Genomic DNA, 19,891 nt, shown 5'->3' on the forward strand with positions numbered 1-19,891 from the left:
ATTGGGTTTATACAATATCATATTTTAGTTGGAATAATAGCTAGTTTAGTTGGAATATCTCACATCTTAGTTGGAATAATAGCTAGTTTAGTTGGAATATCTCACATCTTAGTTGGAAAACTGCTTATCTGTTCTCCAAATATCTCAAATGCCAATTGTCTCTATCATTTTATTTTGTAATTCTGTCCATTTTTCTTCATCAATTGCACCATCGTATAGCTTCTTAATGACTTTTAAATCTCCCGCATAAGTCGAAATATAATCTTGTGCAAGTAGCATTTCTTCAGAATATCTATCTTTCACTTCTGTTATCTTCTCCTCGTCTAGTAACGATTGGTCAATATGAGGAAAGAAATCTACTATTTCATCGCCTTCGCGTTCTGGCTCGTAAACATGTGGACTAGTCGCATCTACCAGACACATTTGCAACTCCGGGACGACAATTCCATCTACACTATTTGAATCCAATCCACACCAAATAAGGCGAGTATCTAATCCATGTTTCTTTGCCTCTTCTCCAAAGCTTTTGATGAAAGAAGATTTTCCACTACCAGGCAATCCCTTTATAAACAAACGGGATTTTAAGTTTTTAGAAATAGATTGTAACGTATCCTTTGCACCAAGTGGAGTAAGTGATCCCATCAGACGGTGTGTTACTGTTGGATTCTTTTGAAGTGCCACATTACCTATCGCATTCTTTTTTAATTGTTCCAGCAAATTATTTATGCCATCCCATTGGATTGCCGGATGGATGAGCTTCTCCCATTCATCATGAATTACTTTTGCACGACTTAATGCCTGTAGTCCTTTCGTTAACCATATATCATTCGCAATTTGCTTATCTCGAATTAGAGGACCTATATCTCGTAATTTTCTTTCATCATAAGCATTATAGTAAGGAACCCATTCATGTCCTGCACCGTAGTAAGACGGATCTAACGTATCTGTTTGTATATAAAGCGTCTTTGTGTCCGTGATATAAACTCCATCTAAAACGTCATCTTGAAGGGGGTCATAAAACCACTCCATGTTATTCCCCCTACGAATTGCTACGTAGCCAATTTCCTTCAATATTTCTGTCAGTCGATAAGAGGTCGGTCCCTTTAAGAAGTAAACTTTTTTAGCTTCTTGTATAATTTCTTTATAAAAACTCTTAACACCTTGGCCAGTATACGATTTACCTATATAGTGCGTAATAGTACCGTTCATATCATCATCCTCTCTATCTTTCATTCAATGGATAATGTATGCCCACAAAAGTAGAAATATGAAAAAAAGCACCAAAAATCATTTCTGATTTTCAGTGCTTACCTTTGTGAAAGGCAATGTATAGCCACATATCTTAAATAATAATTTTTGAGACATCGGTAAGGCATAGTGAACTAATTGCCCAAGCAGCAATGCAATAATAACAGTACCTACTCCTACCGGCCCTCCCAGGATCCATCCAACAAAACCTACAATTACTTCTAAACCTGTCCGTACTTTTTTGATACTCCATCCCGTTTTTGCAATGATTAACAGCATGAGAGAATCTCGTGGGCCAGCACCCACATTAGGAGATACGTAAACACCGACACCAACGGCCATGACAATTACGCCGAGCATGAAAATTATTAGTTGACCTAAAAAACTAGTGATATCTGGCAGTAACCAATTAAACACATCAATGAATGAACCAATGAAAAGTATATTCAACCATGTACCTAATTGAGGTAATTTCTTCGTACCAATCATCGTTACAATGACGATAATTATACCTGTTAATATAGCCCATGTTCCAATTGACAAACCTAGATGTTTAAAAAGACCGACATGCAATACATCCCATGGACTAATTCCAAATTGTTGTCCTTTAATTGACATTGAAATGCCTAACGACATGATTGTAACGCCTGCCACAAAAAATACCCAGCGCCAAATTAAATCTTTTTTCATCAATAATCAACTCTTTTCATCTATGAAAAGCTATTCATTTTCACTTTTACTAATTACGGCAACTTTTCCATTTGTCATTTTAAGCAAATCCGACAATGCAAGTTTTACTTGAAGTCCTATCTTTCCTCCACTTACTATAATAAAATCAATGTTATTGGCACTAGCGTCAACTAATGTAGGAAATAATTTTTTCATACCAAAGGGTGAGCATCCACCTCTAATATATCCTGTAGTCGGAAGCAAGTCTTTTAGTGGTAGCAATTCTACTTTCTTTTCCCCTACTACTTTTGCTACTTCCTTTAAATTTAATTCCTTATCAACCGGGATGATACAAACGAAATATTTTTGGGGACCTGCTGTAACAAGCAATGTTTTGTACACGACAAAAACGGGGTAGCCAATTTTGTTAGCTACAGTTACCCCGTCTACTTGATCACCAGATAACTCATACTCAATTAAATCAAACGCAATTTTTTGCTGCTCCAATATTCGAACAGCGTTTGTTTTGTGTTTCTTTACCATGATATTTTACTCCTAAGCTATTCGGAAGAAACTAGGCTGCATATCTCCAAATCCATTACGTTTCAAATGTACTTGATATGAATATTTAGCAATTGCTTGTTCTATTAATCGTTTTTTCTGTAACTTCTCCAAATCCTCTTCTAACACTTTTGGAGATTGAAAATCTGATTGAACAGAGCGATTGAAAACAGTTGCCTCGTCTTCCATTTGTCTTTTAACTTCCAGCTCGATTTGGCGATTTGCTTCCTGATTCAATGTAATCTGTGACTGTACTTGCTGAATTTTTGCAGTAGCGCCAGCAGCAACTCTTAAATCTTGTGGAGTTGGATCGGGTGATTCAAGAGCAAAACTTCTTACTTTTTCTAAAAGCTCAATTGTTTTTTCCGGTGTAGGCCCACCAATCGTTTGCACGGGGATGCTAGGTCCTTTAATCTCCAGTATATTTTGCTTTTGGTTATTAACACGCTCAATTTGTTGGAATTCTCTTACTGCAGCACTTACTTCTGGTGAATCGAGTTCTCTTTCTTTATTACCTAGCAATAAATTCTCTAATTCAGATAATGTAGGTACTTTCGGCTTATAATACGCTGCTTGTCTGCGATATGCATCTTCGGCATCTTTACGCTGTATTGCCCGCTTTCTTTCTTCCACGCCAACAAGCTGATGAGACATACCATTACCAGTAGATTTAACCAAGCTCATATAGGTCACCCCTTTCCTTTAATTCTTCTATTTACCATTCTACCACTTTATCTGAATAATCAAACTTACTATAGTCATAAGGTTTTATATACATATTTCTAGTCCAAAAGAATTAAAAAAAGATGTTAAAAAAGCCCCTCTTAGACTTTTTTAACACCTTTTTCAGGTAATAATTTACTTATAAACTTCTCATACGACACGCTTCTGCACATTTAAGGCAGGCCTCCGCACATTTTTTACAATGCTCATGTTCGTGTTTAGCACATTCACGCGCACAGCTTTCACATATATCTGCACATAGTCGGCAAATTTCCTTCACAAAAGGGCTATTTGTAGTCATTGCTTGTATCGCAAATGCACAGGCATCAGCACACGCACGGTCTAATTGTATACATCCTGCCATCATTTTAATATCATCTTCTCGTAAGCATGCATCAAAACATGTATTACAAGCCTTAAGACATTCTATACAAGCTTCAAGACATTCATCGTACTTAGGATTCATGTACTCACCTCCTATTAGTATAGTTACCTATAAGAAATGAGTTCAAACCGAATATGAAGAGTTATTTTGAAGCTAGTTCGCTTTCTGTTACCCATTTGTGATTTTTTACTTCTTCTCCACCAGTCGTTGGAGTGTAGTCCACCATATATACAATAGTTTTTTCAGATGACTCAATGGTTCCGGTTGCTCCATCCATTCCTTCCATGTGACTGGCTTCAATTGTAACTTCGGTGCCAGGTTCTAAAGTTTTGCCACCAGCATTTTTAATCTCTTCTTGAATTACCCATTTATGATTCTCTACTTTTTCTCCACCAGTTGTCGGAGTATAAGAAATTACGTATGCAGTCGTATCATATGCTCCCACAATCGTCGCTTCTGCATCCTTCATGCCATTCATGTGATCAGTTTTTAAAATTGCTTTACTATCAACTGGATAGGTTGGATTTTCAGCTTCTTTTAATCCTGCAGGAATCTCCCCTGAACTACTGTGATTCATTTCCGAGTGGTTCATTTCTGAATGGTTCATATCCTCGCCTTCCGTTGTATTTTGCTCCTCTTTGTTATTTCCACATGCCACCAACGTAACTGCAGTAGCAAACGTAACTATTCCTAACAAAATCTTTTTCTTCATTATATATCTCTCCTCCGTCAAATATTTTTCCCTTTGTTTTTTTAAATAAAACCAAAAACTCAGTTCCTTTTATTGGTAACAAACTACTCACAAAAGTGAATTGCTAATTGATAAAAATTTATTTATCTAATTTTATTCGTTGTAATCGAAGGGCATTTACTACAACGGACACTGAACTAAAGGCCATAGCTGCTCCTGCTACCCAAGGTGCCAATAACCCTACTGCCGCAATTGGAATACCTAACGTATTATAGGCGAATGCCCAAAATAAATTTTGTTTTATATTCTTCATTGTTTTACGACTCATAATGATTGCATCCGCAATACTGTTTAAATCTCCACGTATCAGTGTAATGTCTGCTGCTTCCATTGCCACATCAGTCCCAGTTCCAATCGCCATACCGATATCAGCAACTGCTAGTGCCGGTGCGTCATTAATCCCATCACCAACCATAGCCACTTTTTTACCAGTCGCCTGAAGTTTTTTTACTTCTTCCGCTTTCCCTTCCGGAAGAACTTCTGCAATAACATGGTCGATTCCAACTTCTTTACCGATTGCAGTAGCAGTTCTTTGGTTATCGCCTGTCATCATGATGACTTCAATATTCATCTCTTTTAAACGTTTAATGGCTTTTTTAGAGGAATCTTTTATGGTGTCTGCAACCGCAATCAACCCTGCATATTGTCCATCAATACTTGCTAACATTGCTGTTTTCCCATTCGCTTCTAATTCTTCCATAATGACTTGAATATTAGAAATGTCTACATTTGATTGAGTCATCAGCTTTCTGGTTCCAACTACAATCTCTTTTCCATTTACAGTTGTTATTACCCCATAACCAGGTACTGCCTCAAAGTGTTGAACATTTTTAAGCTGTATATTACGCTCTTGAATCCCTTGAACAATCGCTTCGGCTAGCGGATGTTCCGATTGTTTCTCCGCTGCTCCAATTAAAGCTAGAAACTCTTTCTCATTAACTCCATCTGCTACGATCACATCCGTTAACTCAGGCTTTCCATTAGTTACTGTTCCTGTTTTATCCACAATAACTGTATCAATATGGTGAGTAGTTTCTAGATGTTCTCCACCTTTAAACAGGATTCCAAACTCCGCTGCACGACCAGAACCAGCCATAATTGAAGTTGGCGTCGCAAGTCCCAATGCACAAGGACAGGCAATGACAAGAACCGCAATTAGCGCTTCTAATGCTGGTGTAAATTCACCTGGAACGACGAAGAAAAACCACACTAAAAAGGTAATAATAGCAATACCGATTACAATCGGAACAAACACACCGGAGATTTTGTCTGCTAGTCTCTGAATAGGTGCTTTAGATCCTTGTGCATCCTCCACCACTTTTATTATCTGCGCAAGTGCAGTATCTCTTCCGATTTTGGTAGCTTTCATTTTTAGAAAACCATTTTTGTTTATAGTGGATCCAAATAAAGAGTCACCGATAGTTTTATCAACAGGAATACTTTCCCCTGTAAGCATCGATTCGTCCACCGCCGTGTTTCCTTCTATGACTTCTCCATCCACTGGGATCTTTTCACCCGGCTTCACTAATATAATGTCTCCTGTGACAACTTCTTCGAGCGGTATTTCTACTTCTGTTTCATTTCTAATAACCAACGCTGTTTTAGCCTGCAATCCCATCAGCTTTTTAATAGCTTCCGAAGAGCGCCCTTTAGCTTTAGCTTCAAACAATTTTCCCAATAAAATCAGAGTGATCAGTACAGCACTTGTTTCAAAGTAAAGTTGAGCACTATGATGTTCACCAGCCGTAATAATGGCTTGGTACACACTATAAAAATAAGCAGCAGATGTTCCCATAACGACAAGCACATCCATATTCGCGCTTTTGTTTCGTAACGCTTTATACGCGCTGACATAAAACTGTTTACCAATGATAAATTGTACAGGTGTCGCAAGCGTCATTTGGACCCAAGGATTCATTAGGAAGTCGGGCATATAAATAAACGACGTAAATGAAAAATGGCCAACCATCGTCCATAACAATGGCAAAGATAAAATAGCAGAAAGGATAAATTTCCTTTTTTGTTTTTGTATTGCCTGCTCTCGATAATCTACTGCTTCCTTCTCGTTTTCTTTGTTATGTGCCTCATAGCCAAGCTTTTCTACACGTGCAATAATATCTGCCACGGAAATTTGAGATGGATTATACTCAACAGTTGCATTTTCGAGCGCTAAGTTTACATTTGCAAAAGATACACCCTCTAGCTTGTTTAATCCCTTTTCAATTCTCGTTGCACAGGCAGCACATGTCATTCCCGTAATAGCAAACTCTTTTTTCTCTTTGGCAACACCATATCCTAAATCTTGAATTTTCTTTTCGAAGTCTTTGTCACTGAGCTTTGCTGCATCATATTTAATCAACGACTTTTCAAGAGCCAAGTTTACATTTGCCTCTTCTACACCATCCATTTTATTTAAGCCTTTTTCAATTCTTGTTGCACAGGCTGCACAAGTCATCCCTGTGATTTGTAGACTTGTTTCTTTTAACTCACTGCTCATTCGTTTTCACCTCTCCTTTATATACGGTTAGGGGGTATATTTTAAAGTAAGAAAGAGAGTGCTCCAAGAAGCACCCATAATTTATTGAACTTCGTATCCTTGATCATCGATAGTTTCTTTAATTTCTTCTACTGTTACTTTTTCTTCATTAAATGAAACATCCACATTTCCTGATTCCAAATGAACTTTTACTTGTTCAACGCCATCTAGCTTCCCTACACTACCTTCTATTGCGTTAACACAATGACCACATGACATTCCTTGAACTTGTATTGTAACTTGATTTACCATATAAAATTCCTCCTCTATTTTTTCATTAGTTTTTGGATTGTTACTAACAATTCGTCTAGTACTTCGTTGTCACCTTCAGCTAATCTATCTACTACACAACCTTTTAAATGTCCTTGTAAAAGTACCTTTGCAACACTGTTTAGAGCCGATTGAGTTGCAGAAAGTTGCGTGATAATGTCGTCGCAGTAGACATCTTTATCGACCATTCCTTTAATTCCTCTTATCTGTCCTTCAATACGGTTTAATCGATTCGTTAAGTCTTTTTTTACGTGTTCAGGATGATGACTTTTTCTACAAGAGATGTCAGATGCATTTGTGCTTTCTTCTAATACATTGTCCAACTAAGCAACCTCCTATTCTTAGGCTTATTATACGATACCTATTAGGGGTATGCAACAAAAATGATTTATTTTGTTTTTTGAATAATCTCAATAACATCTGTATCAGCATTTAGAGAGTAGACACGGATGTGCGCTTGCGGTTTTTGAAGCGCACATCCTATAAATTTCCGTAGATTCAGTCAGAAGTAACTTGTTAATGATAAGTAAAGAGTTATCTCTATGTGAGTTAGCTGTTCTAATTGGAAATATTTCTCTGAAAATGTAACGAAATGTCGGAACGAGACCAATTAAGTTACAGCCGAGACTATTCATAGCATAACCGAGACCAATTCAAGGACAACCGAGACTAATCGCAGCATAACCGAGACTAATTTAACTGTAACAGAGAACTATTACTCGAAATTCATTAATAGGATACTCTGGCATTCGCGCCTTCCCAGCGACATGACGTGCCGTATAAAACATCTAGATACGCTAACACTTACAAGTCTCTCATGCGGACGTGCGACCAGCGCGAATGCCAATAGATCTGCAGTATTCCCTTTAACCTAAAGCATAATTAAACAATGCTTATTCTTTTAATAAGATGTATTAACTACAAAAATGGCGTTCATTTAGTTAAAGTTTTAACTTAAATGAACGCCATTATTTATAACTACTTCAATTATTATTTGCTTAGAGAGATCCATTATTAAGCATGATTTGCTCCATATTACGCTTAATGGTTTCTTCACTCATTTCACCTGTAATTATTTTCTCAATTTTCCCTTCTGGGTTTACTAGAAAGGTTGTTGGCAATGGGTTAATATTGTAAGTTTCCATCACACTTTTATTATCATCAATTAGTACAGGGAAAGTTAAGCCTTTACGATCTACGAACTTTTGAACCTGAAAATCTGATTCACCAATGTTTACTGCTAATATTTGAAGGCCTTGGTCTTTGTATTCCTGATATTGTTTGTCCATGAGAGGGAATTCTCTTTCACATGGTTTACACCAAGTTCCCCAAAAATTTAGAAAGACACCTTGTCCTTTATATTCCGATAATTGATGCTCTTCTCCATTCATATCAACAAGTGCAAAGTCAGGTGCATAATCCCCTACCTGCAATATAGCATTTTTCTCTTTAGTTAAATTTGAATAAATGGTAAATCCAATAGCTCCAATCATTAATACCAAGACTATAAGTCGTATATAAAACCTTTTCTTCTTTTTTTCCATAGTTATCCCCATCCTTTCTGATTTTCTGAGAAACTCCGGGATTTTCTGAGATAATCCCAAGATTTTCTGAGATACCCTCGAGATTTTCTGAGATACCCCGAGATTTTCTGAGATACCCTCGAGATTTTCTGAGATACCCCGAGATTTTCTGAGATACTCTGAGATTTTCTGAGATTCATCAAAATTTTATCTCCAAATAATGTAGTTATTTACGTTTCCAAAGCATTAACATCATAATCGTAATAAAAGTAAAAGCAATTAGCGCCAAAAATGGAATCGTGACAAATCCAAACCAGTTAATATATTGACCTGAGCATGGAACTCCACTCGTACACGCACTGAATTCATGCATAGAAGGAATCTTTTGAAGTGCATAATGATAACTGGAAACGAACATTCCAATAACAGATAAAGGCAAAATATACTTATATATAATTCTGTCATTACTATAAAAAGCAATACCTAGAAAAATCACAAGGGGATACATCAAAATTCGTTGATACCAGCAAAGAGTGCAAGGTATAAAGCCCATACGCTCGCTGAAGAACAAACTTCCAACCATTGCTATAATAGATGCAACCCAAGCAATTAGCAAATGTTTATTTACCATTAGCGGCCTCTTCCACCATTTCGGCTAAATCATCCATTGTTCCTCCAGTAAATTCTTTTCCGCCGACATATATTGTTGGAGTTGCAGTTACGCCTAACCTATTAGCCGTACTCATATCTTTATCCAATGCTTCTTTGCCTTTACCTTCTTTAAATGCAAGCGTAACTTTCTCTGTTTCTTCAGGGCTTGCAACTTCAGCTAAAACAGCCTTTAAAAAGTCTTCTGACATTAAATTCGCTTGCCCATTTTCTGTTGTTTGATTTGCGAATAATAGATGATGAAATTCCCAAAACTTTTCATTACCAAGTTCTCTGTAAACAGTTTCCGCAAATTGCGCAGAGGTTGTTGAATCAGGAGCAATAAATGAATAATTAATAAAGTAAAACTTCGCTTTTCCTGTTTCAACTAATTCTTGATTTATTATAGGAAAGAGACTGTTATTGAATTCCCCACAATGTGGACATTTGTAATCACCAAATTCAATAATTTCAACTGGCGCAGATTCTTCCCCTATAAACGGCTGTCCTTCGTAATTAATATCGACTGCCTTTTCTTTTGCATCTGTTAACATAACAATCGCTATAAGACATACTGCAACTATACCGATCACCCAAAATATTTTCTTCGACAATTAAAACACTCCTAGTTTTAAACTACATTGTGTAGTGTAATTTGGTAAAAAATTTACGCTAAAGCGTAAATAAAAAATATACAGATTAAGATAAAAATTGCTAACGACAAGAACGCTTCCCTCAAGGGTATCTTCCACTCAACATCTTTTAATGGATTTAAAATATATTGAATTCGATAATTTACAGATGTATCTGCAAAGGATGCGTAAGTAAAAGGCATTCTTTCTTGCTTTCCAACTTTCAATATTTTTAACAAGGCACTCCCTAAGTACATAGATGTCTCCTGTTTCTCGATTGCGAATTCATCTGCCAATACTTCCTGAATGATTCTATATTTTTCATTAAACCACTTAAGAATTGGAATATAGCGCATTGTCGAAGAACAAAGTGTGAGTAAAAAAATCTTAAATGGATCACGATTTTCTTGATGAAAATTTTCGTGAGCAATGACAGCTTTTAGTTCTTCCTCATTTAATAGATTAATCAAACCTGTTGATACGACAATTTTAGGTCGTATAAACCCCATAGTTATTGCGATTGGAATAGGGTAAGAGATAACGAAAATATCCTCTTCTCCACTACCAAACTTCTTATTCATTTCGATTGTCAGCTTTTTCTCTCTGTATTGCTGAAACCTTCTTTTCATTCTGGATGCATGTATTATTTGTGATCCTATTTTCCAAAGGGCAAAGAGAACGGTATAAACAACAAGTGCATCAAGGACATATTCAAGTGAGGATAATCCAATTGCTTTTAAGGTACTATGACAAACTGCAACTATATTAAACTTAACGTTCCATCCTGCTAACATCGAGATAATATATAGAGCCATTTGAAGAAAAATTATCCCGGAAATGACTAGTGACACGATGAACATAATTGATGATTGACGTTTTGACATAAATTACTTATCCTTTTTCAATTCTTTAATTTTTTTCTCAAGTTTAGCGACAAGATCGTCATCAACATCTTCTAATGCATCTAGCATATGACTTACGACAACGGTTCCGAATTCATCCATTAATTCGTTTGTCATTTCTTTTGACTGCGTATGTAAAAACTGATCTCTCGATAGAACTGGTTTATACAATGAAGATCTTCCTTCTGTTCTCTTTTGAAGAATTTCTTTTTCGACCAGCCGATTCATAACGGTCATAACCGTGTTAAAATTGGTCCCCTTTTCACGGTCAAGAACTTGTTGAACATTTTTTATTGTCATTTCACAATTGTTCCATAAGATGTCCATTATTTTCGCCTCAAGTGGTCCGAAAAAGCGGTTCAACCCACTTTCATTTTTATTAAATTTACGAATCAACATGATTTTATCACCTCACATTACTCATTGTAGTGTGACTGACTATTCCAGTCAACAATCGTTAATCGAAAATGATACAATTAACAATTTTGTAACATCTAATAACTGTATTTAATAGAAAGTCCTGCTACACTACAAATTGTAGTTTATATAAAAAAGGAGATTTACACAATGAAAAACAAACGACTTATTAGTTTAAGCATCGGATTATTAGTGCTTCTATCACTATTCTTTCTGTTTAAAGAAAATGAAGAAACTTATGAAATATATAATACTAATTCACCTTCTAGAGTGAAAGAAGTGAGCTTGATCGTATCTGATGTTGATAAATTAACTACTTTTTATCAACAAGTAATCGGCTTTGATATTTTAATAGCAGAACAAAATAAAGTTACCCTAACTGCCGATGGTAAAACACCTTTGCTAGTACTAGAAGAAGTTGAAAACTCGGTGGAGAAACCTCTAGGAACAACTGGGCTCTATCATTTTGCTATTCTATTGCCAGACCATTCCAGTTTAGGAACTATGCTTCTTCATTTATCAGAAACAGAATATCCTATGCAAGGTGCATCAAATCATCAGTATAGTGATGCTCTTTATCTAGCAGATCCAGATGGAAACGGTATTGAAATATACACAGATCTTCCTCCAGCTAATTGGGAGCGTGACAAAGACGGTGGATATGTAGGTGGTTCTTATCCGATAGATTTCGAGAGTTTGGTCAAACAAGCAACTCCTTCATGGAACGGGCTTCCAGATGACACTCGCATTGGCCATATGCATTTGCAAGCTTCTGAACTTGAAATAACGGAACAATTTTACGTAGACGGCCTTGGTTTTGATATAACGTCAAAAGGAAATGGAAGTCTGTTTTTATCAAAAGACCACTACCATCATCACATTGCATTAAACATATGGTCTGGCACCGGCCTCCCTGCACCTCCAGACAATTCTAAGGGCCTAAGGAAGTTTTCGATTATATTTACACAAGAGGAATTAGATAAAGCTAAAACAGAACTGAAGCGTTTGGATTTTCCATTTGAAGAAAATGATAGTTTCATACTTGTAAAAGATCCTTCAGGAAATACCCTTGAAATTATAGCTAAATAAATCATAAGAACAACATATCAACGCATCCCTTTCTACAAATTACACGTTCTATGCTATATTTAAATTCAATGGTTACCCCGAAAGGATGTTTTAAAATGAAGAAAAGTGTAGTAATAGCAGAAAAACCTTCAGTTGCTCGAGACATAGCACGAGTATTGAATTGCCATAAAAAAGGAAACGGCTTCTTAGAAGGCGACAAATATATTGTGACTTGGGCATTAGGACATCTTGTAACACTGGCCGACCCTGAAGTTTACGACAATAAATATAAAACTTGGAACCTGGAAGATTTACCAATGCTCCCTAACGACTTAAAGCTTGTCGTGATTAAGCAAACCGGTAAGCAATACAATGCTGTAAAAAGTCAATTAGTCCGTACAGATGTGAGTGATATCATTATTGCTACAGATGCCGGTCGTGAAGGTGAACTAGTAGCGAGATGGATAATTGATAAAGCAAAAGTTAACAAGCCAATTAAACGTCTTTGGATTTCATCCGTGACTGACAAAGCAATTAAAGAAGGTTTTCAAAATTTAAAACCTGGTAAGGCTTATGAAAACCTATATCACGCTGCTGTTGCACGTTCCGAAGCTGATTGGTACATCGGATTAAATGCAACTAGAGCTCTTACTAGTAAATTTAATGCTCAATTATCATGTGGCCGTGTACAAACTCCAACAGTCGCTATAATTGCGCAAAGAGAAGAAGAAATAAAAAACTTCAATCCTAAAACCTATTATGGAATTGAGGCTCATACTGATAAAAATTTAAAACTCACTTGGGTCGATAGCAAGACAAACGACACTCGAACATTTACGAAAGAAAAAGTAGAACAAATAATTGCAAAAGTAGATAAGAAGCAAGGTACAGTTGTGGAAGTGGATAAGAAACAGAAAAAAAACTTTGCCCCTCAACTCTATGATTTAACAGAATTACAACGTGATGCGAACAAAATATTTGGCTATTCTGCTAAAGAAACGCTTGGTATTATGCAAAAATTGTATGAGCAACACAAGGTGCTAACATACCCAAGAACGGATTCCAGATACATTTCAAGCGATATCGTAGAAACCTTACCAGAACGCTTAAAGTCATGTGGTATCGGACAATACAGACAGCTTGCAAACAAAGTTTTACAAAAACCGATTAAAGCAAACAAAGCATTTGTAGATGATAGTAAAGTATCCGACCATCACGCAATCATCCCAACAGAAGAAATTGTGAATCAAGCAAACTTTACGGATAAAGAAAGAAAAATTTATGATTTAGTAGTAAAACGCTTCTTAGCAGTTTTGTACCCTCCTTTCGAATATGAACAAATCACAGTGAAGGCAGCTATTGGAGATGAAACATTTGTAGCAAAGGGGAAGACAATTCTTTCATCAGGTTGGAAGGAAGTATATGAAAATCGCTTTGAAGAAGATGATAACGCAGAGGATATGAAGGAACAAATACTTCCTCGTATTGAAAAAGGCGATAAATTATCTATTAAATTGGTTACAGAAACTTCTGGTCAAACAAGACCTCCAGCTAGATTTAATGAAGGAACTTTACTTACAGCTATGGAGAACCCTGCTAAATATATGGGTACCCAAGATAAAGAGTTGGCAAAAACACTTGATAAGACGGGTGGTCTTGGAACAGTTGCAACAAGAGCTGATATTATTGAGAAGCTGTTTAACTCCTTCCTTATGGAGAAAAAGGGCAAAGATATATATATCACATCAAAAGGAAAACAATTGCTTGATTTAGTTCCAGAGGACTTGAAGACCCCTGCCCTTACTGCAGAGTGGGAGCAAAAACTTGAAGCAATCTCAAAAGGAAAACTAAACAAAAATGTCTTCATAAGTGAAATGAAAAACTATACAAAAACAATTGTAAGTGACATCAAAAAGAGCGAGAAGAAATTTAAGCATGACAATATCTCCACGAAGAGCTGTCCTGATTGCGGTAAACCTATGCTTGAGGTAAATGGTAAGAAGGGTAAAATGCTCGTATGTCAAGATCGTGAATGCGGTCACCGTCAAAATGTAGCTAGAGTGACAAATGCCCGCTGTCCACAATGTAAGAAAAAGCTTGAACTTCGCGGTGAAGGCGAAGGGCAAATTTTCACATGTAAATGTGGCTATCGCGAAAAGCTCTCTGCTTTCAACGAACGTCGTAAAAAAACCTCCGGAGGGAAAGCAGATAAACGAGATGTACAAAAGTATCTGAAGCAACAAAACAAAGAAGAAGAGCCAGTTAATAATGCATTAGCTGAGGCTTTGAAGAATTTGAAGTTGTAGTTAATAGAGAGTGACTTTGAAGTCGTATTAAACGACTTTAAAATCACTCTCTTTTTTAGTGATTTTTTAATTTAGTCTCGGTTAATGTTGATTTGGTCTCGGTTCTAATTGATTTGGTCTCGTTATTGATAAATTGGTTGCGATATTGTCTGGATTGGTCTTGGCTTTAGTGAAATTAGTCTCGAACATACATTTTATTCCAATTAAACTCACCTACTACTCCATATTTATTTCATTTTAATTGTTACAGAACCATCTAAGTAATTTGGATATGCTAAAAAGGGTATTTTTACAGGATTTATAATATCTGCTGCATCTAAAGTGACTTCCGAGTATTCATATTCATCACCAGCGCCAAATGTACTTAGAGTTGGAATATCAACCACTTCACCATTTGCATTCTTTCCTTGTGAGAATAACGAATAGGAGTGGTTTTCCCGTATAGGAGCATATTTTACCTTAAAGAAATTACTATGAATATCAGTCACTTCAATTTTACCGAAAGATGGTTGTTCCAAAAGTTCCTTCTTTCCAAAGTCTATTAACAAATAACTTTCGTCCTTAGGGAGCGCCTGAACTTTATCGAATTTAAAATAAAGCTCTTTTGGCTCTTTAAAATAATTGCTTTGTAAAAAGTACGTTCTTTCTTTGTTTTCTACTCCACCAAAACCACTAGTTCCATTTTGAATGGAACTCCAAACTTCGCCGTTTTCATCTTCGATTCGCATATCTTCAAACTGTAAGATTTCCATATCATTTTGTTCGTCAAACTCTATAGATACTGCTACACGTAGGGGATAAACCTTTATTTCTTTCACGCTTATTTTTTGGCCATCCATCTCTACTTCTTTATTTATTGAATATACTTTTCCATTCTTCAATTCATTTTTAATAGTGAACGGAACTTCGAAGGTTGTATTTTTACTATCCATCTCTACTTGAAAAGTCATCTCAAACTCATTAGAAGTAAATTTCTCTGTCTCTACAAAAACAAAGCTTATTTTATCTTCCTTTCGGTTTGAATGCTCCTGATTTGGTGAACCGTACCCAATAGAACCAATTAGACTTCTATCGTCATTTAATAAATCAATTTTTTCATAGCTAATTTTTTCAATAGAATGAGGGGCTTCTAACGTATAGAAAATCTCTGCTCCCGTTTCATCTATAATAACTCCATCAATCGTAAACGTCATATTGTCTTTTATTTGGCTAACGCCGATTGGCTCGTAATAGTCATTTTCAATAATTGCTTCTAACCCTTTATCAAATTGAATTAAATGAACAAATCTCTCCATCCCGGGAATTGATGCAACTGCGTTAGCAAATGCAGGAGACACTCGAATAGATGTCACCAATGTAAGCATTAGAATTGCTACTACAGAAAGCATGGAGAGTGTTTTTCGACGATTTCTTTTTTTGCTTTTTGCCTTTTTGATGCCTTCTTGTATGGCATCGTTTAGCCGTTGTTCAGGAATCTCAATTTGCTCCAATCGCTGTTTTGATTTGTTTAACATCTCTTCTTCTTTCTCATACATGGTCTACATCTCCTTTCTCTGTGAGGAAATTTCTCAATGACTTTAGTGCTTTATGAAGTCTCGATTTTACGGTTCCTTCTGGAATATTTTCTATCTCTGCTATTTCTTTGATTTTCGTATCTTGGAAGTATTTTAGGAATATTAACTGTTGCTCAGCACGAGACAAGGAGGCAATGGCCTCTTCCATTTCAAGATTAGTATTGTCTGTGTAAAAGCCCATTTCTTGCAGTAATTCATTTGAAATATATCGTTTCTTCTTTTTTAAATGATCTTGGCAATAGTTCATCATAATTCGAATAAGCCATGTTTTCATATATTGTGGCTCTTTTACTGTATGTATTTTTAGATAGGCTCTAAATGTAACTTCCTGAAATGCTTCTATTGCATCATGTTCATTTTTTAGAAAGGCAAATGCTGTACGATACAGTACTTTTTTGTGCAACTGCATTAACTGTATAAATGATTGCTCTTCCCCTTGAATGGCCTTACTTGCTATCTCTAAATCCTCCACATCCACACCCCATTTCATCCCCTCTTATACATTAGACATCTGAACACCAAAAAAGTTCATTTGTTTTAAAATAAAAAAATGGATGTCACCAAAAGCTTTGGAGACATCCTTCTATACTAGTTAATTAATGCGTATCAATTGGCTCTTTACAAAGTGTCTTACTCATTTCCACGTATTGCACAAAGACACGAGCAAGTTCGCGGAGGCGTTCATGCACATCTTCTTCAACGATGACGTTATTCTCATCAAAGTGACTTGAGTGTGTGTACACATAGTTTGGTGTGACAAGGCATCGGAAATAGTCCAAAATGGGCTTTAACTGGTTTTCGATTACTAAGTGATGTTGATACGTTCCGCCATTCGCCACAATAGATACTGGTTTGTATCTCATTGTTTTTGGTGGTAAAAAGTCAAATGTATTTTTTAATACTCCAGGGATTGAGCCTTGAAAAATAGGTGTTGCGATAATATATCCGTCTGCTTGCTCAAACTTACTAACGAGCAGCTTCATATCATCGTTGTAATTTTCAAATGGTCTACCATCCACGAATTGGTGTTCATAATTAGCTAGGCTTACAATTTCTAATGTATAATTCATGTTTAGTTTTTCTATATAGTCTTTCACTTGTTCTAAAATAACACCTGTTTTCGTACCGATAATTGTTCCGTCTACAAGTAGAATTTTCATTATACAGAACCTCCTTTATCCGTCCCTTATTGTATCAAAAAAGAAGGTTAAAATTCATTCATCCTTTTGACCGAGAGTCCTCTATTCATTGTCATCATTAAATAAATGTAGTATATGCATTTATTTAATAACTGTAAATTACATCAATCATCTGTTTTTTCATTATCTACAAATATATCTTTTCGTTTTTCCCAATTAAACAATTCTTCTCTCGGAATCGGCTGCTCATCCTTTTCTATAATTGGTTTTGCTTCTAAAATAAGTAAAGCTTTATATGTATTCACTTTGTTTTTATTTCTATGGACTGCAAAATGGTACATTGCATAAGCTAATTGTTTACCTTCAATGGAACGAAAACGTTTAAATGGACCAACCAATAGTGGATTAAGTAATTGGAATACCCCTTCTGCAAGCCTTTCTCCAAATCGAAATTCCCCTCGATTTCCTGTAAGTAAAGAAGGACGAAAAATGGACAGTTGAGGAAGATTTAAGTCTATAAGCTCCTGCTCCATTCTACCTTTTACGCGGCTATAAAAAAACGGAGATTTCACACTGGAACCTGCTGCAGAAATAACAAGCACATGCTGTATCCCTCTTTTTTTAGCAAGTGAAGCAATTTGAAGAGGATAAGTAAAATCTACTGTTTCAAAGTTTTCTTTCGTCTTTGCTTTTTTCATCGTTGTTCCTAAACAACAAAAAAGGTCATCCGCAATTTCAAGGTCCTTTTCTTCCAACGTGTCAAAATCTATTATTTTCACATCTAGTTTTGGATGCTTATATGTAATGTCTTTTCTTGTAAGTATAGATACTGCAACATATTCTTCGCTTTCACATAATTGTCTTACTAAAAAGCTTCCCGTTAACCCCGTCGCACCAACAACGATAGCTGTTCTTTTTTCCATTTCAATATGCCACCCATCCTTATAAAATATAGAGAGACTTCAGCCTGTCCCCTTTCTTGCAGTCATACACACCTGTCCCTTTCCATACAATAATAAGTATAGTCAGGAAAGGATGATGAAAATTGAAACTAGCTTATCTTTTAAATACATTTCCACACCGCGGATTATATCCTGCTGATCGAGCAAAAATGCTGCTCCCTGCATTAAATACTTCAGACTGTAAAATTTTTGTACCTAGCTCTAATACAAGCCTAATTGCATATTTAGAAACACTAAATATCAAAGCAGTTTTATTTCGAAATAACGCTAACCTTTTAGAAGAACTTAAATTATTTAGCCCTAATTGTATTATTCATGATAGTGGGAATTCCGAAAAAGATTTGATTCGCCATTTAAAAACTTTAAACTGTACGCTTATTCATTTTGATGATCACGGGGATGGCGGGGCATTAGCTGACATTGTTTTTCAGGCATTATATGAAAATCCAAAGGATATTTCCAAAGAAAATTATGTATATGGTCCTACCGGGTATATTCCAGCACATAAAATTGTATATAAAAATAATAACATGTTACAGGACCCTCCACATATTGTTGTTGCCTTCCCTTATGAAGATCCAGAAAATTTGACGTACCGCACTTTAAGACATCTTGTCCAATTGCACATCCCTTTGCAAATCAGTGTGGTAGTTGATGAACATTACAAACATGACATAACAGAGCTGAAGCGCTTTGCTTTAACTCGTAAATCCATCAAAGTAATTTCCACCAAAGAACCAGAATCTTATATATACACTAGTGATATCGTCATTACTTCTGGTGCTTACACCCCTTTCCTTGTTGCACAACTAAAAATTCCTTGCATTATCCTTTGTGCACATGAAGAAGAAATGAACTATGCGTTCCCACAAGAAGTAAATGGCTTTGCCAATTTGGGATTAGGGCGCAAAATTAAGCAGTCCTACCTTCAAAATGCAGTGATGGAAATCATTTTGCATGACAATAGAAGAAAAGCGTATATACAGAAACAGCAACATATTCAATTTAGTTCTAATTTAGAAGATGTCGTAAATCTTATCCAAGAAACTATTACGAATAAAAAAGAACAAGAAGAAATAGCGCGTTAAACAACTTTTTATGCTACAATTATGCAAAAAGCTGAAGGTGAAACATTCATGACAAAAGACCAACTACAGGCACAAATAGCTGAGTTAAAAATGGATTACATCCGTTTACAAGGTGACATGGAAAAACTAGAATCAAACGGCCACCCCACTCAAGTAGAAAACGCCGAACGTAGATTAGCCAAAATGGAAGAAGACCTTGCAGAACTAAACAAACAGCTCGCGGAATTGTAAAACGTTAATTATTCAGATTTCTGGCTGATAAATTTCGAAGCTAGGTTCCCAGACTGACTTGAAAACGCTTGTCAGTCGAGGCAACCTAAGTTCGCGACATCCTTGTCGCAACGGTTGCATGACCCACATCCTATGGGCCTGCGCGCCAGCTCGAGGCGGAAGCGAATAGAACTTTAGTTCATGAGCTTACAACGAAGTGCCAGCAAACGTTCTTTCTGCGACGAGCTTTGCGCAGGAGCAACGAAGAATGAAAGCGTT

22 protein-coding genes are annotated in these 19,891 nt (G+C 36.2%); 4 read left to right on the plus strand and 18 right to left on the minus strand.

What is annotated here, in order from left to right; translation table 11 throughout:
* Positions 1-144: 144 nt before the first annotated feature.
* From WAX74_RS04820 to WAX74_RS04885, 14 genes are all read right to left on the minus strand, one after another.
* Positions 145-1,233, minus strand: coding sequence for a hypothetical protein (locus WAX74_RS04820; RefSeq protein ID WP_336496527.1), 1,089 nt, complete (start codon positions 1,231-1,233; stop codon positions 145-147).
* A 54-nt stretch (positions 1,234-1,287) separates the two neighbouring features.
* Positions 1,288-1,938 (minus strand): YczE/YyaS/YitT family protein, encoded by a 651-nt coding sequence (locus WAX74_RS04825; RefSeq protein WP_336496528.1) that lies wholly within the window; start codon positions 1,936-1,938, stop codon positions 1,288-1,290.
* 30 nt (positions 1,939-1,968) lie between these two features.
* A complete protein-coding gene (gene ybaK, locus WAX74_RS04830) occupies positions 1,969-2,460 on the minus strand; it encodes a Cys-tRNA(Pro) deacylase (RefSeq protein ID WP_336496529.1) in 492 nt (163 codons plus the stop codon).
* Positions 2,461-2,472: 12 nt separating this feature from the next.
* Positions 2,473-3,162 (minus strand): hypothetical protein, encoded by a 690-nt coding sequence (locus WAX74_RS04835; RefSeq protein WP_336496530.1) that lies wholly within the window; start codon positions 3,160-3,162, stop codon positions 2,473-2,475.
* A gap of 178 nt (positions 3,163-3,340) precedes the next feature.
* Positions 3,341-3,667 carry a four-helix bundle copper-binding protein gene (locus WAX74_RS04840; protein ID WP_336496531.1) on the minus strand — a complete coding sequence of 109 codons (327 nt, stop codon included), beginning with the start codon at positions 3,665-3,667 and terminating at the stop codon, positions 3,341-3,343.
* Between the two features lie 61 nt (positions 3,668-3,728).
* Positions 3,729-4,298: a YdhK family protein gene (locus WAX74_RS04845; RefSeq protein WP_336496532.1), complete on the minus strand. Its 570-nt coding sequence runs from the start codon at positions 4,296-4,298 to the stop codon at positions 3,729-3,731.
* Positions 4,299-4,416: 118 nt separating this feature from the next.
* Entirely contained in the window at positions 4,417-6,834 is a 2,418-nt protein-coding gene (locus WAX74_RS04850) for a heavy metal translocating P-type ATPase (protein WP_336496533.1), read from the minus strand.
* 81 nt (positions 6,835-6,915) lie between these two features.
* Complete coding sequence (copZ, locus tag WAX74_RS04855) at positions 6,916-7,125, minus strand: copper chaperone CopZ (protein WP_336496534.1); 210 nt, start codon at positions 7,123-7,125, stop codon at positions 6,916-6,918.
* A gap of 14 nt (positions 7,126-7,139) precedes the next feature.
* Positions 7,140-7,466 carry a metal-sensing transcriptional repressor gene (locus WAX74_RS04860; protein ID WP_336496535.1) on the minus strand — a complete coding sequence of 109 codons (327 nt, stop codon included), beginning with the start codon at positions 7,464-7,466 and terminating at the stop codon, positions 7,140-7,142.
* A gap of 675 nt (positions 7,467-8,141) precedes the next feature.
* Positions 8,142-8,687 (minus strand): thiol-disulfide oxidoreductase ResA, encoded by a 546-nt coding sequence (gene resA, locus WAX74_RS04865; protein WP_336496536.1) that lies wholly within the window; start codon positions 8,685-8,687, stop codon positions 8,142-8,144.
* 205 nt (positions 8,688-8,892) lie between these two features.
* The gene (locus WAX74_RS04870; protein ID WP_336496537.1) at positions 8,893-9,297 is read right to left on the minus strand and encodes a disulfide oxidoreductase; all 405 of its coding nucleotides are present in this window, start codon (positions 9,295-9,297) and stop codon (positions 8,893-8,895) included.
* Positions 9,287-9,928: a DsbA family protein gene (locus WAX74_RS04875; protein WP_336496538.1), complete on the minus strand. Its 642-nt coding sequence runs from the start codon at positions 9,926-9,928 to the stop codon at positions 9,287-9,289. The genes WAX74_RS04870 and WAX74_RS04875 overlap by 11 nt, the downstream gene beginning before the upstream one ends.
* A gap of 53 nt (positions 9,929-9,981) precedes the next feature.
* The gene (locus WAX74_RS04880) at positions 9,982-10,830 is read right to left on the minus strand and encodes a M56 family metallopeptidase (protein WP_336496539.1); all 849 of its coding nucleotides are present in this window, start codon (positions 10,828-10,830) and stop codon (positions 9,982-9,984) included.
* Positions 10,831-10,833: 3 nt separating this feature from the next.
* The gene (locus WAX74_RS04885) at positions 10,834-11,247 is read right to left on the minus strand and encodes a BlaI/MecI/CopY family transcriptional regulator (RefSeq protein ID WP_336496540.1); all 414 of its coding nucleotides are present in this window, start codon (positions 11,245-11,247) and stop codon (positions 10,834-10,836) included.
* A gap of 168 nt (positions 11,248-11,415) precedes the next feature.
* On the opposite strand from WAX74_RS04885, the gene WAX74_RS04890 reads away from it, so the two are divergent.
* Positions 11,416-12,354: a VOC family protein gene (locus tag WAX74_RS04890; protein ID WP_336496541.1), complete on the plus strand. Its 939-nt coding sequence runs from the start codon at positions 11,416-11,418 to the stop codon at positions 12,352-12,354.
* A gap of 95 nt (positions 12,355-12,449) precedes the next feature.
* Positions 12,450-14,639, plus strand: a complete 2,190-nt coding sequence (locus WAX74_RS04895) for a DNA topoisomerase III (RefSeq protein WP_336496542.1) — start codon at positions 12,450-12,452, stop codon at positions 14,637-14,639.
* A 227-nt stretch (positions 14,640-14,866) separates the two neighbouring features.
* On the opposite strand, the gene WAX74_RS04900 is transcribed toward WAX74_RS04895, so the two are convergent.
* From WAX74_RS04900 to WAX74_RS04915, 4 genes are all read right to left on the minus strand, one after another.
* Positions 14,867-16,174, minus strand: coding sequence for a DUF4179 domain-containing protein (locus WAX74_RS04900; RefSeq protein WP_336496543.1), 1,308 nt, complete (start codon positions 16,172-16,174; stop codon positions 14,867-14,869).
* Positions 16,167-16,703: a sigma-70 family RNA polymerase sigma factor gene (locus tag WAX74_RS04905; protein ID WP_336496544.1), complete on the minus strand. Its 537-nt coding sequence runs from the start codon at positions 16,701-16,703 to the stop codon at positions 16,167-16,169. Before WAX74_RS04905 ends, WAX74_RS04900 begins: the two co-directional genes overlap by 8 nt.
* Before the next feature lie 106 nt (positions 16,704-16,809).
* Positions 16,810-17,373, minus strand: a complete 564-nt coding sequence (locus tag WAX74_RS04910; protein WP_336496545.1) for an NADPH-dependent FMN reductase — start codon at positions 17,371-17,373, stop codon at positions 16,810-16,812.
* Positions 17,374-17,516: 143 nt separating this feature from the next.
* A complete protein-coding gene (locus WAX74_RS04915) occupies positions 17,517-18,275 on the minus strand; it encodes an NAD(P)H-binding protein (RefSeq protein WP_336496546.1) in 759 nt (252 codons plus the stop codon).
* 122 nt (positions 18,276-18,397) lie between these two features.
* Here WAX74_RS04915 and WAX74_RS04920 point away from each other — a divergent pair, with 122 nt between their 5' ends.
* Positions 18,398-19,402, plus strand: coding sequence for a hypothetical protein (locus WAX74_RS04920; protein WP_336496547.1), 1,005 nt, complete (start codon positions 18,398-18,400; stop codon positions 19,400-19,402).
* 48 nt (positions 19,403-19,450) lie between these two features.
* Entirely contained in the window at positions 19,451-19,633 is a 183-nt protein-coding gene (locus WAX74_RS04925; protein ID WP_336496737.1) for an SE1832 family protein, read from the plus strand.
* Positions 19,634-19,891 lie beyond the last annotated feature (258 nt).

The organism is Psychrobacillus mangrovi (assembly GCF_037104765.1).
Lineage (GTDB): Bacteria > Bacillota > Bacilli > Bacillales_A > Planococcaceae > Psychrobacillus > Psychrobacillus mangrovi.